Here is a 14,880-nt window from a genome sequence, read left to right as displayed (position 1 = left end):
GCGCTCGCCGTTGCCTTCCGTAGGTCCCGCCTCGGTCTGGCGGCAAGACCGATGTCAGGCTGAGGCGCGCGCGGCGTTACCCTGTGACGGCTAGTTGGGGAACCCGGTGGAAGTCCGGGACTGACGCGCAACGGTGAGGGAGTCTTCCCGAGTCCGAACACCTGCTGGCACCTCGCGGCGACCGCCGCGTGGTCGACGTGAGCCCCGCGAACGGGCCCTGGCCAGAAAAGGTCTCCAGTGAGTCGGACCCGAGCCGATCTGTGCCCCGGTGCGCTGCGCCCGTGGCCGGCGTCCGACGGGCTGCTGGTGCGGCTGCGGCTGATCGGCGGGCGGGTGTCCGCGGCGACGCTGCGGTCGTTGGTCGCGGTGGCGGAGGAGTACGCCGACGGACGGATCCACGTCACCGGCCGGGCCAACCTGCAGGTGCGCGGCTTCTCCGGCCTCGACCGCGCACTCACCCCGGCCGCGCTGCGGGCGCTGCAGGACACCGGGCTGCTGCCGACCCGCAGCCACGAGCTCGTGCGCAACGTGCTGGCCTCGCCCGGTCTCGACAGGCTCGACCACCGGTGGGGAGCCCTGCTCGACGAGCTCGACCGGCGGCTGTGCGCGGATCCCGTGCTGGCCGGGCTGTCCGCGCGCTTCCTGTTCGTGCTCGACGACGGCAGCGGCGACCTGGTGGAGCGGTCGTGCGACCTGGGTCTGGTGGTGCTGTCCGACACCGAGGCGCAGCTGCGCGTCGGTGACGGGTGGGGGGACGTCGTAAGGCTGGAGGAGGCGGCGGCCCGGCTGGCCGGCCTCGCGGTCGACTTCGTGCGGGCCCGGGGGAGCGGTCCGACCGCGCCGTGGCACGTCCGCGAGCTCGCCGAGCCGCTGACCGCACCCGTCGAGCCGGACCCCCGGGTGCCCGCGCCCTCCGGGCCGCTCCCGTACGACGAGCGGCACCTCGCCGTACCGGACGAGGGCCTGGACCGCGCCGCCGTCGAGGCGCTGCCCGACGGACCACTCGTCGTCACGCCGTGGCGTGGCCTGCTGCTTCCCGCCCTGACCGAGGAGATCCGATGAACCGGCCCACCCGTCGCTACCCGTACGTCGACGCGGGCCCCGCGATCTACGTCGACTCCTTCGCGACGATCCGCCGCGAGGCCGACCTGTCCGCGGTGCCGGCCGACGCCGAGAAGCTGGCCGTGCGGATGATCCACGGCAGCGGGCAGGTCGACCTGGCCCAGGACCTCGTCGTCCACCCGGGCCTGATGGCGGCCGCGCGCGGGGCGCTCGAGGCGGGCGCGCCGATCCTGTGCGACGCGACGATGGTCGCGACCGGCGTGACGCGGGCGCGGCTGCCCCGGGACAACGACGTGCTCTGCCTGCTCAACGACCCCGCGGTGCCCGGGCTGGCGAAGGAGTGGGCGACGACCCGCACCGCCGCCGCGGTCTCGCTGTGGGAGCCCCGACTCGAGGGCGCGGTCGTGGCCATCGGCAACGCGCCGACCGCGCTGTTCCACCTGCTCGAGATGATCCTCGACGGCGGCCCGCGGCCGGCCGCCATCGTCGGGTGCCCGGTCGGCTTCATCGGTGCGGCCGAGTCCAAGGAGGCGCTCATCGGCTTCGCGGACGAGCACGGTATCGACCTCCCCTACGTCACGGTGCGGGGGCGCCGGGGCGGCTCGGCGATGACCTCGTCCGCCCTCAACGCGATCGCCCAGGAGGCGGAGTGAACGGCACCTTCACCGTCGTCGGGATCGGCCCCGGCGACCCGGAGCTGATGACGCTCAAGGCGGCCCGGCTGATCGGGTCGGCGGAGGTGGTCGCCTACCACGCGGGTGTCTCGAAGCAGTCCCACGCACGGCGGATCGCGGCCTCGTTCATCCCGGAGGGAGCGATCGAGGAGGAGCTGCGCTACCCGGTCACGACCGGCTCGACCGACCACCCGGGTGGGTACGTCGGCGCGCTGGCGGACTTCTACGAGGCCTGCGCCGTCCGGCTCGGTGCGCACCTGGACGCCGGTCGCTCGGTGGTGCTGCTGGCCGAGGGCGACCCGCTGTTCTACGGCTCCTCGATGTACCTGCACGACCGGTTCTCCGGGGTCTACGAGACCGCGGTGGTGCCGGGCGTCCCGGCCTTCTCCGCGGCGACCGCGGCGGTCTCGACGCCGCTGGTGCGCCAGACCGACGTGCTCACGGTGCTGCCCGGGACGCTGCCCGAGCCCGAGCTCGCCCGGCGCCTCGCCGACACCGACGGCGCGATCATCATGAAGCTCGGCCGGACCTTCCCGGCCGTGCGGCGCGCGCTGGCGGTGGCCGGTCGGCTCGAGGGTGCCTGGTACGTCGAGCGCGCGTCCCAGGCCGACGAGCGGCGGCTGCCGGTGGCCGAGGTCGACGCCGACACCGTGCCCTACTTCTCCTTGGTCGTGGTGCCGGGGGACACGGCAGGTGATCGATCTCCGGAGCGACTCCGTGTTGGTCTCGATACGCCGCTCGCTGGCGCTCGCGGCTACTCGACCAACGACCCTGCGCGCGAGCTGCTCGTCGTCGGCCTCGGCCCCGGCCCGGACCACTGGATCACCCCGGAGGTGAGTGCCGCCCTCGCCGAGGTCGACCACGTGGTCGGCTACGCGCCGTACGTCGCCCGGGTGCCGCAGCGCGCGGGCCTCACCCGGCACGCCTCCGGCAACACCGTCGAGGTGGACCGGGCGCGGGACGCGCTCGAGCTGGCGAAGGCCGGCGAGCGGGTCGCGGTCGTCTCCGGTGGCGATGCGGGCGTGTTCGGCATGGCCGCCGCCGTGTTCGAGGCCGCCGAGGACCCGGCGTACGCCGACGTGCCGATCCGGGTGCTCCCGGGCGTGAGCGCCGTCCAGGCCGTCGCCGCCCGCGCGGGCGCTCCGATCGGCGCCGACTTCGCCGTGGTGTCCCTCTCCGACCGGCTCAAGCCGTGGGAGGTCGTCGAGCGCAGGCTGCGTGCCATCGCCGAGGCCGACCTGGTGCTCGCAATCTACAACCCCGCCTCGCGCAGCCGGACCGAGCAGATCGCGACCGCGCGCGACGTGCTGCTCGAGCACCGCAAGCCCGACACCGTCGTCGTGGTGGGCCGTGATGTGGGGCGGTCCGAGGAGTCGCTCGAGGTCACCACGCTGGCCGAGCTCGACCCGACGACGATCGACATGAAGTGCCTGCTGATCGTGGGGGCCGAGGGCACTCGGGTCAGCCCCGCGGGCGTGTGGACCCCGAGGTACGTGCGGTGACGATCCACTTCGTGGGGGCCGGTCCCGGCGCGGCTGACCTGCTGACCGTGCGCGCCACGCGCCTGCTCGCTGACGCCGACGTGGTGCTCTTCCCCGGCACCTACCTGGACCCCGAGGTGCTCACCCTCGTCAGTCCCACGGCGCGGCTGGTCGACACCCAGGACCTCGACCTCGACGCCATCACCACCGTGCTGGTCGAGGCCCACGCCGCCGGCCAGGGGGTCGTGCGCCTCGCCTCCGGTGACCTGTCGGTCTACTCCGCCCTGGCCGAGCAGACCCGGCGGCTGGACGCGGCCGGGGTGCCGTGGGACGTGACGCCCGGCGTGCCGGCGTACGCCGCCGCGGCGGCCGCCGTCGGCCGGGAGCTGACCGTGCCGCTGATCTCCCAGTCCGTGGTGCTGACCCGCACCCAGCAGCGCTCGACCGCGATGCCGTCGACGGAGTCGCTGGCGGCCTTCGCCGCGACCGGGGCGACGCTGGTGCTGCACCTGGCGATCACCCGGACCCGTGAGCTGATGGCCGAGCTCGTGCCCACGCACGGTGCCGACTGCCCGGTCGTCGTGGTGTTCCGGGCCAGCCAGCCGGACGAGCTCGTGCTGCGCGGCACCGTCGGCACCATCGCCGACGACGTGGAGGCCGCCGGACTGCGCCAGGCCGCCGTGATCCTGGTGGGTCGGGCCCTGGACCCGCGGCCCGGCGGCGAGTCCCACCTCTACGACTGCGCCCGCGACAGGAGCGTCCAGCGTTGACCGTGACCGTCCCCGACGAAGGCCTGTACGACGTCATCAACCGCCGCCGCGACACCCGGCGCGAGTTCACCGGAGCCCCAGTCGCGCCGGAGGTTCTGGACCGCGTCCTGTCCGCGGCCCACTGCGCCCCGAGTGTCGGGATGAGCCAGCCGTGGGACTTCGTGCTGGTGCGCTCCGCCGGCACGCTCGACGCGTTCGCCGAGCACGTCGCCACCGAGCGCGACACCTACGCCGCGACGCTGGAGGGGGAGCGGCTGGAGACGTTCAACCGGATCAAGGTCGAGGGCATCCGCGAGTCCGGCCTCGGCATCGTCGTCGGCTACGACCCCACCCGCGGCGGCCCGAACGTGCTCGGCCGGCACGCGATCGCCGACGCCGGTCTCTACTCGGTGGTCTGCGCCATCCAGAACCTCTGGCTCGCCGCCACCGCCGAGGGCCTCGGCGTGGGCTGGGTCAGCTTCTACCGCGAGGAGTTCCTGCGCGACCTGGTCGGCATGCCCGACCACGTGCGACCGGTGGCCTGGCTGTGCGTGGGCGCGGTCGAGGGGCTGCCCGACGTACCGGACCTGGAGCGGTACGGCTGGCGACACCGTTCGCCGATCGCGTCGGTGCTGCACGAGGAGACCTACCGGGCCTGAGCGGCGGCGCCTCGTCGTCCAACCTTCGTACAAGGACGCCGACCTAGCGTGGTCGTATGGCCACCGGAACGCCCCTCCCACCGCGGGTACTCGACCGTGTGCTGTCGGCCGTCCACTGCGGAAGCTTCGTCCTCGTCCGATCACCCCTGGCGCTGCGGGTGTTCGCCGAGCACGTCGAACTCGAGCAGGAACGCCTCGACGCCGTCGACGTGGGGGAGGTCGCGGCCGTGACGGCGTGCGGCGTGGGGGTCGTCGTCGGTCACGATCCGGCGCGCGGCGGGCTGTCCGCCGTGCTGTGCGCGATCCAGAACCTGTCGCTCGCGGCCGCCGCCGAGGACCTCGGGGTCCGGTGGGTGAGCTCGTGGCGCGAGGAGTTCCTGCGATCGCTCGTCGCGATGCCCGACCACGTGCGACCGGTCGCCTGGCTCTGCCTGGGCGCCGTCGACGGGGATGCGGCGGATGCACCGGCCTCGGGATGGCGACACCGTTCGCCGCTGTCCTCGGTCCTGCACGAGGAGTACTACCACGCAGCAGGAGGTCTGAGCGCCTGACCGTTCCTGGGGGGCGGTCAGTGCGCGCAGATCCACTGCGTGACGGTGCGTGCCGGCGTCCAGCCGGTGAACGTGCCGACGGGTGCCGTCGTCTCGACGGCGATCCGGGTGAGCTCGCCGCCGTGCTGGCGGTGCAGCGTCGCGAGCAGGTGCTCGGTCTCGAGCGTCACCCCGTGCGCGACGAGGCGCCCGCCCGGTCGGAGTGCCGCGAGGCAGGTGTCGACGACTCCCGGCCGGGTGGCACCGCCACCGATGAAGACCGCGTCCGGCCGGGCCAGGTCCTCGAGGGCCTCAGGCGCTCGCCCGACGACCACCTCCAGGTCCGGTACGCCGAGGGCGCGGGCGTTGCGCACGATCCGCGCCGCCCGCTCGGGGTCGGCCTCGACCGCCGTCGCGGTGCAGGTGGGGTGGGCACGCATCCACTCGATCCCGATCGAGCCGGCGCCCGCGCCGACGTCCCACAGGTGCTCGCCGGGCGTGGGGGCGAGGCGGGAGAGCGCGGAGGCACGGAGGTCGCGCTTGGTCAGCTGGCCGTCGTGCTCGAAGGCGTCGTCCGGAAGACCTGCGGTCCAGCCGTGGGCGCGCGGTCCCGCGCACGCGACCGCCACGACGTTGAGGCGGGGGAAGGGGCCGGCGAGGGTGGCGGCGGTCGCGCTCGTGGTGGTCTCCGCGTCCGAGCCGAGGTCACCGAGGACGGTGACGCTGGAGGCGCCGAACCTGGCCTCGACGAGGAGCTCGGCGATCTCCGCCGGCGTGTTCTCGTCGGAGGAGAGCACCAGGATCCGGCGGCCGGGGGCGAGCTCGCGGGCCACGAGGGCCACGTCCCGGCCGACGACGCTGACCACCGCGCAGGACTCCGCGGGCCAGCCCATCGCGGCCCGGGCGAGGGCGACCGAGGAGATCGCCGGCTCGATGGTCACGCTGCCGGGCGGGAGCAGGCCGAGCAGCGTCGTACCGATGCCGGAGACGAGGGGATCGCCCGAGGCGAGGGCGACCACCGGTCCGTCGTCGAGCGAGGCGAGCAGCGCGGGGAGCCCGTCCCGCAGCGGCGACGGCCACGGAACGCGGCGTCCGATGACCTCGGCGGGCAGCAGGTTCAGGTGGCGCGGACCGCCCAGGACGACCGCTGCGGCGCGGACCCGGGCGCGGGTCGCCGGGCTCAGCCCGTCCCAGCCGTCGGCGCCGATCCCGATCACGTGGAGGGAGGGCGTGGCGGCGGACATGGGCAGTGACGCTATCGTGGCCGCGGCACGAGGTGCCCCGAGGGTTTCGACCTGACGGGAGAATCTGGGAAGCCGGTGGAACTCCGGCACAGGCCCGCTGCGGTGACAGTCCGAAGACCGGCCTCGCGCCCGACCATGTCAACGATGGCGAAGCGAGCGGGAGCCTCACATGCCACTGCACTACCCCTTTTCGGCCATCGTCGGCTGCGCGGCCGACGACCTCGACGACATGGGCCTCGCGCTGGTGCTGACGACGATCAGCCCGGAGATCGGCGGCGTCCTGGTCCGCGGCGAGAAGGGGACGGCGAAGTCGACGAGCGTGCGGGCGCTCGGCGCGCTGTTCCCCCCGCTCGTCGAGCTGCCCATCGGCGCGACCGAGGACCGGGTGATCGGCTCGATCCAGCTGGAGTCCGCCCTGACCGAGGGACGGATCCAGGTCGAGCAGGGGCTCCTGGCCCGCGCCCACGGGGGCCTGCTGTACGTCGACGAGGTCAACCTGCTGCACGACCACCTGGTCGACCTGCTGCTCGACGCCGCCGCGATGGGTCGGGTGACGGTCGAGCGCGACGGCATCTCGGTCGAGCACGACGCGCGGTTCGTGCTGATCGGCACCATGAACCCCGAGGAGGGCGAGCTGCGCCCGCAGCTGCTCGACCGGTTCGGCCTCACGGTCGAGGTGGCCGCGCCGCGTGACCCCGGGCTGCGCGTCGACGTGGTCCGCCGCCGGATGGCGTACGACGCCGACCCCGAGGTGTTCGCCGCCGGGTACGCCGCCGCCGAGGCCGCCTTCACCGAGCGGGTCGAGCACGCGCGCGAGCGGGTGGCGAAGGTGCTGCTCGGCGATGCGGCGCTGCTCAAGATCGCCGAGATCTGCGCGGCGTTCGAGGTCGACGGGCTGCGTGCCGACATCGTCACCGCCCGCACCGCCGTCGCCCACGCGGCGTGGGCCGGCCGCGACGAGGTGACGCGCGCGGACATCCGGCGGGCCGCGCTGCTGGCCCTCCCGCACCGGCGTCGACGCAACCCGTTCGACGCTCCGGGGCTGGACGAGGACCTGCTCGACCAGCTGCTCGGCGACGAGGAGCTGCCGCCGGAGCCAACCGACGAGCCCGACGCGAGCGAAGCGAGCGAGGGCGAGTCGGAGGGCAATGCGAGCGAAGCGAGCGAGCAGTCCGAGCGCGAGCCGAGCGAAGCGAGCCAGGGCGAGGCCCCCGAGGCGCCGGCCACGGGGAGTGCAGCGAGCCAGGAGACCACCGCCGCCACCGGCACGCCGTACCGACCGAAGCTGCTCAAGGTGGCCGGTCTCGGCGCCGGCCAGGCGGGCCGGCGCAGCCGCGCGATCGCGACCAGCGGACGCCGGGTCGGGGCACGACCCGGCGGCGACGGCTCGCTGCACCTGGTCGAGACCCTGAAGGCCGCGGCGGCCCGCGGCACGCGCGTCCTGGAGCCGCGCGACCTGCGCGTCGCCGTACGGGAGGGCCGCGAGGCGAACCTGGTGCTCTTCTGCGTCGACGCGTCCGGCTCGATGGCCGCGCGCAAGCGGATGACCCAGGTGAAGACCGCGATCCTGTCGCTGTTGCTCGACGCCTACCGCCGGCGCGACAAGGTCGGGCTGGTGACCTTCCGCGGCATGACGACGGACGTGGCGCTGCCGCCGACGCACTCGGTCGACGTGGCGGCGGCGCGGCTCGAGGAGCTGCCGGCCGGCGGCCGCACGCCCCTCGCCGAAGGACTGCTGGAGGCGGCGAAGGTGCTGCAGCGCGAGCGGCTGCGCGACCCACGGCTGCGCCCGCTGCTCGTGGTCGTCACCGACGGCCGGGCGACCGGCGGCGCGGACGCGGTGGCGCGGAGCCAGCAGGCGGCGGCGTACGTCGCCGGGCTCGGTGTCGCGACCGTCGTGGTGGACAGCGAGACCGGACCGCTGCGGTTGGGGCTGGCGGCACGGCTGGCGGAGACGCTGGGCGCCGAGCACCTGCCCGTGGCCGAGGTGAGCGCCGAGACGCTCGCGTCCACCGTGACCCGGAAGGTGGCCTGAGATGCCGCAGGGAGTGCCGACCAACGTCCCTGACGACGGCCTGACCACGCGCCAGCGCCGAAACCGGCCGCTGACGATCGTCCACACCGGCGAGAACAAGGGGAAGTCGACGGCCGCCTTCGGGCTCGGGCTGCGCGGCTGGAACCAGGGCTGGAACGTCGCGGTCTTCCAGTTCGTGAAGTCGGCGAAGTGGAAGGTCGGGGAGGAGACGGCGTACCTGGCGCTGGGCAGGCTGCACGAGGAGACCGGGGTCGGCGGCCCGGTGCAGTGGAACAAGATGGGCGACGGCTGGTCGTGGTCGCGCAAGAAGGGCGACGACGAGGACCACGCCCAGGTGGCGCGGGACGGCTGGGCCGAGATCAAGCGCCGGATCCTGGCCGAGGAGCACGACCTCTACATCCTCGACGAGTTCGCCTACCCGGTGAAGTGGGGTTGGATCCCCGCGGCCGAGGTGGCGGAGTTCCTGCGCGGCCGGCCGGGCCACCAGCACGTCGTCATCACCGGGCGCGACGTGGCGCCCGAGATCATCGAGGTGGCCGACCTCGTCACCGAGATGACCAAGATCAAGCACCCCATGGACGCCGGGCAGAAGGGCCAGAGGGGCATCGAGTGGTAGCGCGGTTGGTCATCGCCGCACCGTCGACCGGCCAGGGCAAGACCACGATCGCCACTGGGCTGATGGCGGCACTGCGTGCCGCAGGGTCCGTCGTGAGCGGGCACAAGGTCGGACCCGACTACATCGACCCCGGCTACCACGCCCTCGCGACCGGCCGGCCCGGCCGCAACCTCGACCCGCACCTGGTGGGGGAGTCGCGGATCGTGCCCCTGTTCCTGCACGGCGCGCGTGGTGCGGACGTCGCCGTGCTCGAAGGCGTGATGGGCCTGTACGACGGCCGCCTCGGCACCTCCGGCTTCGCCTCGACCGCGCACGTGGCGGGCCTGCTGTCCGCGCCCGTCGTGCTGGTGCTCGACGTCGCCCGCCAGTCGCGGACGGTCGCGGCGATCGCCGCAGGCATGGCCGCGTTCGACCCCTCGGTGCGGATCGCGGGGGTCGTGCTCAACCAGGTCGGCTCGGCGCGCAACACCGCTGAGATCACTGCGGCGCTCGAGGGCGTGGGACTGCCGGTGCTGGGTGCGGTGCCGCGCGACGCCTCCTTCGCGAAGCCGTCGCGGCACCTCGGCCTCGTCCCCGCCGCCGAGCGCGGCGAGTCGGAGGCGACGATCGCCGCGCTGGGGGAGTACGTCGGCCGCCACGTCGACCTCGCCGCCCTCCTCGCCGTCGCGCGGTCCGCCCCGCCGCTGGAGGGTGTCGCCTGGGACCCCGCCGCCGAGCTCGCTGCTGCCGGCCTCGGTGCCTCCTCGGACTCGTCGGACCGCCCCGTGGTGGCCATGGCCGGCGGCCGGGCCTTCACCTTCCGCTACGCCGAGACCGAGGAGCTGCTCCGGGCCGCGGGCTGCGAGGTGGTCTCGTTCGACCCCCTCACCAACCGCCGGCTGCTTGCGGGCAGGCAACCGGTTGCTCGCGGGCAAGCAACTGCGGGCCTCTACCTCGGCGGCGGCTTCCCCGAGGTGTACGCCGAGCAGCTGGCCGCCAACCGACCGCTGCTCGACGAGATCCGCGCCGCCGTGGCCGACGGGGTGCCGACGGTCGCCGAGTGCGCGGGGCTGCTGCTGCTGGCGCAGTCGCTGGACGGCGTCCCCATGGCGGGTGCGGTCAAGACCGACGCCGCGATGGCCGAGCGCCTCACCCTGCGCTACCCGGTGGCCGAGGCCACGACGGACTCCCTCCTGACCCGCGTCGGGGAGCGGGTCGCCGGCCACGAGTTCCACCGGACGGCGACCGTCCCCGCGGCCGGCCCCGCCCCGGCGTGGGTCGTCGACGGCGCGCCCACCGGATGGGCATCGCCGACCCTGCACGCGTCGTACCTCCACACGCACTGGGCCGGTCACCCCGAGCTCGCCGTGCGGTTCGTCGAGGCGGTCCGTGCCCGTGGATGATCCGCTCCTCCACCACGGTGACGTCGAGACCGGTGCGGGTCTGCTCGACTTCGCCGTCAACGTCTTCTCCGGCCCGCGGCCCGCCTGGCTCGACCGCGCCCTCCACGACGCCGTCGACGCGAGCGGGACCTACCCCAGCAACGTCGAAGCCCGTCAGGCCATCGCCACCGCCCATCGACGCGACGTCACCGAGGTGCTCCCGACCTCCGGCGCCGCCGAGGCCTTCACCCTGGTCGCGCGGATGCGCCCGTGGCGGCGCCCGGTCGTGGTGCACCCGCAGTTCACCGAGCCGCACGCCGCGCTCGTCGCCGCCGGTCACGAGGTCACCGAGGCGCTCTGCGCCGCCCCCGCCTTCGCGCTGAGCTCGGCAGCCATCCCCGACGACGCCGACCTGGTCGTCGTCGGCAACCCGACCAACCCGACCGGGGTCCTCCACCCGGCCGACCACCTCCGGGCGCTCCTCCGCCCCGGCCGCGTGGTCGTCGTGGACGAGGCGTTCCTCGACGCGGTGCCCGGCGAGCCCGAGACGCTCACCGGCCTCCGCGAGACCGGCCTGCTCGTCATCCGCAGCCTCACCAAGCACTGGTCGATCCCCGGCATCCGGGCGGGGTACGTCATCGGCGACGCCGCCCTGGTCGCCGAGCTCGAGCGACACCAGCCGCCGTGGTCGGTCGCCGCGCCGGCGCTCGCCGCGACGGTCGCGTGCCTGAGCGACACCGCCCGCGCCGAGGCGCACGACCGCGCGACGACGATCGCGGGCTGGCGCGCGCACCTCGAGGCGGGCCTGGACGCCCGCGGCATCCGACGCGTCCCGTCCGAGGCGTCCTTCGTGCTCGCGCAGGTCGGCGCAGAGGTCCGCGAGCAGCTGCGCGAGCGTGGCATCGCCGTACGCCGAGCCGACACGTTCCCGGGCCTGGACGCGTCCTGGGTGCGGATCGCGGTGAGGCCCCCCGACCTCGCCGACAAGCTGCTGGTGGCCCTCGATGAGTAGGGCGCTCGGCCTGCTGCTGGGGTACGCCGCCGACCGCGCTCTCGGCGACCCGCGCCGGTTCCACCCTGTCGCCGGCTTCGGCAACCTGGCAGGTGTCGTGGAGCGGCGCACCTATGCCGACGCACGCCGCGCGGGCATCGTGCACACCACGATCCTGGTCGGGGGAGCGGTCGCCCTCGGCGCGGCCCTGCCCCGCACCACGACCACCACGGCGATCGCCACCTGGGCAGTCCTCGGCGGACGCAGCCTGGAGCGCGAGGCGACCGCCGTGCACGCGCACCTCGCCGCAGGTGACCTCGCGGCCGCCCGGCAGCGCCTGACCCACCTGGTCGGCCGCGACACCTCGGCCCTCACCGAGGACGAGGTCGCCCGCGCGGTCATCGAGTCGGTCGCCGAGAACACCTCCGACGCCGTCGTGGCCCCGCTGTTCTGGGGCGCGGTCGCCGGAGCCCCCGGCCTGCTCGGCTACCGCGCGGCCAACACCCTCGACGCCATGGTCGGCCACCACAACACCCGCTACGAGCACTTCGGCTGGGCGAGCGCGCGCTTCGACGACGTCGTCAACCTCCCCGGCTCGCGCCTCGCGGGCGTGCTCGCCACCGCCGGCGGCGGACGCCCGGCCGCCGCGCTCCGAGCCTGGCGCCGCGACGCGTCCGCGCACCCCAGCCCGAACGCCGGCGTCGTCGAGTCCACCTTCGCCGGCTCGCTCGGCATCCGGCTCGGCGGCACGAACACCTACGACGGGGACCGGGTCGAGCACCGCGCCCACATGGGCGCCGGCCGCCCGCCCGGCCCGCAGGACATCCCGCGCGCCACCCGTCTCGCCTCCCGCGTCGGCCTCGGCGCCGCGCTGGTCGCCGCAGCCGTTGCCGCCGTCGGGAGGGCGAGGTGAGCGCCACCGTCCTGGTCGGCATGTCCGTGGCCGACGTCGACCGCCGTGACGACCTCCTGGCGACCGCCCGCGAGCTCGGCGCGACAGTGGCGTTCCTGCAGATGGCCGACCCCAGCCTGTCCGCCGAGCTCACCCGACTGGCCGACGAGGGCCACGAGACGATCACCCTGGTCGGGGTGAGCCTCGGCCCGCTCGGTCCCGGCCAGTCGTGGCTCTCCCGCATCGCCGCCCACTGGTGGCGCGAGCGGGCCGGGCACAAGCCCGACCTGCGGGTCGCGAAGCGGCTCGCCGACGACCTGACCGACCTGCCGATGGAGACCCGCCCGATCACGTCGTACGAACCCGGCCTGACCTCCGACGCCTGGGAGCAGGTCAGCGGCCACCGGCACCAGGTCAACATCTGCCGTGGCCCCCGCTGCACCGCCAAGGGGGCGGTCGAGAACCTGCGCTCGATGATCCTGGCCATGATGGAGCACGAGCTGGGCGACGACGACGTCCTGCTCGTCCACACCGGCTGTCAGTTCCCGTGCAACCAGGCTCCCGTGGTCAGCGTGCAGCCCGATGACGTCTGGTACGGCGGCCTCGACCCCGCCGCCGCCGCGACGATCGTCACAGAGCATCTCGTCGGCGGACAGCCTCTCGCCAGCCACCGGCTGAACCGATAGGGTCGCAACGCACGACGGACGTGAGGAAGCCAGTGAGAATCTGGCACGGTCACGCCACTGTGAGGAACCGCCGAGGCTCCGAAGTCAGATCTTCCGCCGCCGTGTTGACCGCCCAACAAGGGAACGTTGTATTCCTGAAGGAGCATCACGTGAGCAACACGTCTGCTATCACCCCGTCCGCCGGCCCGATCAGCACCCCGCTGGTCTCCGTCAACGTCAAGACCGTCGCGCTGCTGGTCGGCGTCGCGTTCCTCGCGCTGATGGCCTACTACTTCATCGGCATCGACGAGGGCGCCATGTCGCTGTCGGGCAAGAGCATGCTGCTGCACGAGTTCTTCCACGACGGCCGTCACCTCATGGGCTTCCCCTGCCACTGATCCCCAGCCGGCAGGAGAACAACAGAACATGGTGAAACAGCTGCTGGTCCGCGGCGCGCTGTCCGGAGCCGTCGCGGGCGTCGTCGCCTTCGTCTTCGCGCGCCTCTTCGCGGAGCCCCTCATCCAACAGTCCATCGACTTCGAGGATGCCCACTCCCACGAGCACGGGGAGGAGCTGGTCAGCCGGTCCATCCAGTCGCTGGTCGGGTTGGGAGCCGGGATGATCCTGTTCGGCGTCGCGATGGGTGCGCTCGTCGCCGTCGGATACGTCATCGCGATCGGTCGCACCGGTCAGGTCCGGCCGTTCCCGCTCGCCCTGCTGGTGCCGGCGTTCTACTTCGTCGGCGTCTTCGCGGTGCCGTTCCTGAAGTACCCCGCCAACCCACCAGCCATCGGCGACCCCGACACGATCCGTGACCGCGGCGCCGCGTTCCTCATCACCGTCGCGGTCTCGTGCCTCGCGCTCTTCCTGGCTGTGTACGTCGGCCAGCAGCTGCGCCGCCGCCTCAGCCTCTACCGCACGGTGCTCGTCACGGGCCTCGGCTACGCGGTCGTGATGGGCCTGCTCTTCTGGGCGCTGCCGGGCTTCCACGAGACCCCCGACGGCTTCCCGGCCGACGTCCTCGCGAAGTTCCGGGTCGACGCGATCCTCAGCCAGGTGCTGCTCTTCGGCACGATCGCGCTGGTCTTCGCACCCCTTGCGGACCGGGTCCTGCGTCCGGCCGCGGTCGAGGAGCGGGCAGCCGCTCTGGTCTGAGGGCCGCCGCCGCTGAGAGGGATACCTGCGCAACCTCACTCACGTGTGAGTGAATCGAATTCACTCACACGTGAGTGAGGTCGCGGGGGTGCGCCCCTCAGCCGGCGCCCTCGGCGTCGTTTCACGGCTCGGGCCAGGAGACGTGGGGCTCGAGCGCGACCCCGAGCAGCTGCTGGATCGTCTCGGTCAGGATCGCCCGCCCCTCCGTCAGCGTGACGCCTCGGTCCGGGTCGGCGATGCTGGCGCGGATGCCCTCGGCCAGCGACATCACGACCTCGAGGTGGTGGTCGCTCGGCGGGAGCCGGTCGGCTCTGCGCGCGCGGAGGCAGTCGCGCACGTGCAGACGTTCGTCCCGGCGCACGTCCGCGACGAGCTCGGCGCACGCCGGCCGCCCGGCGCGACGCTCGCCCTCGGCGACCGCGCAGATCATCGGCCACGCCCGCATGCCGAGCAGCTCGTCGTCTCCCTCCGGCAGTCGGATGGGGAGGCTGCCCGCGAAGCCGGCGCCGTGCACCCACTGGATCCAGCGTCGGCAGAACCGTCCGACGACCACCTCCAGGAACTGCGCGCGGCTGCCGTGCCGGTGGTGGAGGGCCGACGCGGTTCGGCCCTCGCTGCGGGCGACCGTGCTCAGGGAGATCTGCTCCACCCCGCCGGCCTCCAGCGACAACAGCACCGCGTCGGTCGCGATGTCCGCGTTGTCGGAGGAGCTGGGGGACCGGAAGGGGTGGTAGACCGCGTCGTACATCGCCCCAGGGTCGACCAC

General features: G+C 73.8%; 14 protein-coding genes, 1 pseudogene and 2 riboswitches. Of the genes and pseudogenes, 13 read left to right on the top strand and 2 right to left on the bottom strand.

Features of this window, described 5'->3' with window-relative positions; all coding sequences use genetic code 11:
* Positions 1-51: 51 nt before the first annotated feature.
* Positions 52-183: riboswitch (cobalamin riboswitch) on the top strand.
* A gap of 54 nt (positions 184-237) precedes the next feature.
* The 6 genes from ACYVAQ_RS10045 to ACYVAQ_RS10020 are packed head-to-tail and all read left to right on the top strand — an operon-like array spanning position 238 to position 5,176.
* Positions 238-1,062: a nitrite reductase gene (locus ACYVAQ_RS10045; RefSeq protein ID WP_460788873.1), complete on the top strand. Its 825-nt coding sequence runs from the start codon at positions 238-240 to the stop codon at positions 1,060-1,062.
* Positions 1,059-1,715 carry a precorrin-8X methylmutase gene (locus ACYVAQ_RS10040; RefSeq protein ID WP_460788871.1) on the top strand — a complete coding sequence of 219 codons (657 nt, stop codon included), beginning with the start codon at positions 1,059-1,061 and terminating at the stop codon, positions 1,713-1,715. The genes ACYVAQ_RS10045 and ACYVAQ_RS10040 overlap by 4 nt, the downstream gene beginning before the upstream one ends.
* Positions 1,712-3,238 (top strand): precorrin-3B C(17)-methyltransferase, encoded by a 1,527-nt coding sequence (gene cobJ, locus ACYVAQ_RS10035; protein WP_460788870.1) that lies wholly within the window; start codon positions 1,712-1,714, stop codon positions 3,236-3,238. The genes ACYVAQ_RS10040 and cobJ overlap by 4 nt, the downstream gene beginning before the upstream one ends.
* Positions 3,235-3,987, top strand: a complete 753-nt coding sequence (gene cobM / locus ACYVAQ_RS10030) for a precorrin-4 C(11)-methyltransferase (protein WP_460788868.1) — start codon at positions 3,235-3,237, stop codon at positions 3,985-3,987. Before cobJ ends, cobM begins: the two co-directional genes overlap by 4 nt.
* Positions 3,988-3,989: 2 nt before the next feature.
* Entirely contained in the window at positions 3,990-4,625 is a 636-nt protein-coding gene (gene bluB / locus ACYVAQ_RS10025; protein WP_460789200.1) for a 5,6-dimethylbenzimidazole synthase, read from the top strand.
* A 56-nt stretch (positions 4,626-4,681) separates the two neighbouring features.
* Complete coding sequence (locus ACYVAQ_RS10020; RefSeq protein ID WP_460788866.1) at positions 4,682-5,176, top strand: nitroreductase family protein; 495 nt, start codon at positions 4,682-4,684, stop codon at positions 5,174-5,176.
* A gap of 17 nt (positions 5,177-5,193) precedes the next feature.
* Here the strand turns inward: ACYVAQ_RS10020 and cbiE are convergent, their stop codons facing one another.
* Positions 5,194-6,399: a precorrin-6y C5,15-methyltransferase (decarboxylating) subunit CbiE gene (gene cbiE / locus ACYVAQ_RS10015; RefSeq protein WP_460788864.1), complete on the bottom strand. Its 1,206-nt coding sequence runs from the start codon at positions 6,397-6,399 to the stop codon at positions 5,194-5,196.
* 13 nt (positions 6,400-6,412) lie between these two features.
* Positions 6,413-6,539, top strand: a riboswitch (cobalamin riboswitch).
* 29 nt (positions 6,540-6,568) lie between these two features.
* Here cbiE and ACYVAQ_RS10010 point away from each other — a divergent pair.
* The 7 genes and pseudogenes from ACYVAQ_RS10010 to ACYVAQ_RS09980 all read left to right on the top strand — a co-directional run bounded on the left by ACYVAQ_RS10010 (position 6,569) and on the right by ACYVAQ_RS09980 (position 14,114).
* Entirely contained in the window at positions 6,569-8,434 is a 1,866-nt protein-coding gene (locus tag ACYVAQ_RS10010) for a VWA domain-containing protein (protein WP_460788862.1), read from the top strand.
* A 1-nt stretch (position 8,435) separates the two neighbouring features.
* Complete coding sequence (cobO, locus tag ACYVAQ_RS10005) at positions 8,436-9,050, top strand: cob(I)yrinic acid a,c-diamide adenosyltransferase (RefSeq protein ID WP_460788859.1); 615 nt, start codon at positions 8,436-8,438, stop codon at positions 9,048-9,050.
* Positions 9,044-11,423 (top strand): annotated as a pseudogene (locus ACYVAQ_RS10000) (cobyrinate a,c-diamide synthase). The gene cobO and the pseudogene ACYVAQ_RS10000 overlap by 7 nt, the downstream one beginning before the upstream one ends.
* Positions 11,416-12,315 (top strand): cobalamin biosynthesis protein, encoded by a 900-nt coding sequence (locus tag ACYVAQ_RS09995; protein ID WP_460788857.1) that lies wholly within the window; start codon positions 11,416-11,418, stop codon positions 12,313-12,315. Before ACYVAQ_RS10000 ends, ACYVAQ_RS09995 begins: the two are co-directional and overlap by 8 nt.
* Complete coding sequence (locus ACYVAQ_RS09990) at positions 12,312-12,980, top strand: (2Fe-2S) ferredoxin domain-containing protein (RefSeq protein ID WP_460788855.1); 669 nt, start codon at positions 12,312-12,314, stop codon at positions 12,978-12,980. The genes ACYVAQ_RS09995 and ACYVAQ_RS09990 overlap by 4 nt, the downstream gene beginning before the upstream one ends.
* Positions 12,981-13,129: 149 nt before the next feature.
* Positions 13,130-13,357, top strand: a complete 228-nt coding sequence (locus ACYVAQ_RS09985) for a CbtB domain-containing protein (protein ID WP_460788853.1) — start codon at positions 13,130-13,132, stop codon at positions 13,355-13,357.
* Between the two features lie 28 nt (positions 13,358-13,385).
* Positions 13,386-14,114, top strand: coding sequence for a CbtA family protein (locus ACYVAQ_RS09980; protein WP_460788851.1), 729 nt, complete (start codon positions 13,386-13,388; stop codon positions 14,112-14,114).
* Between the two features lie 121 nt (positions 14,115-14,235).
* On the opposite strand, the gene ACYVAQ_RS09975 is transcribed toward ACYVAQ_RS09980, so the two are convergent.
* Complete coding sequence (locus tag ACYVAQ_RS09975; RefSeq protein WP_460788850.1) at positions 14,236-14,862, bottom strand: hypothetical protein; 627 nt, start codon at positions 14,860-14,862, stop codon at positions 14,236-14,238.
* Between the last annotated feature and the right edge of the window lie 18 nt (positions 14,863-14,880).

The sequence above is a fragment of the Nocardioides maradonensis genome (assembly GCF_054777115.1).
This window is presented reverse-complemented; position numbering and strand designations above follow the sequence as displayed.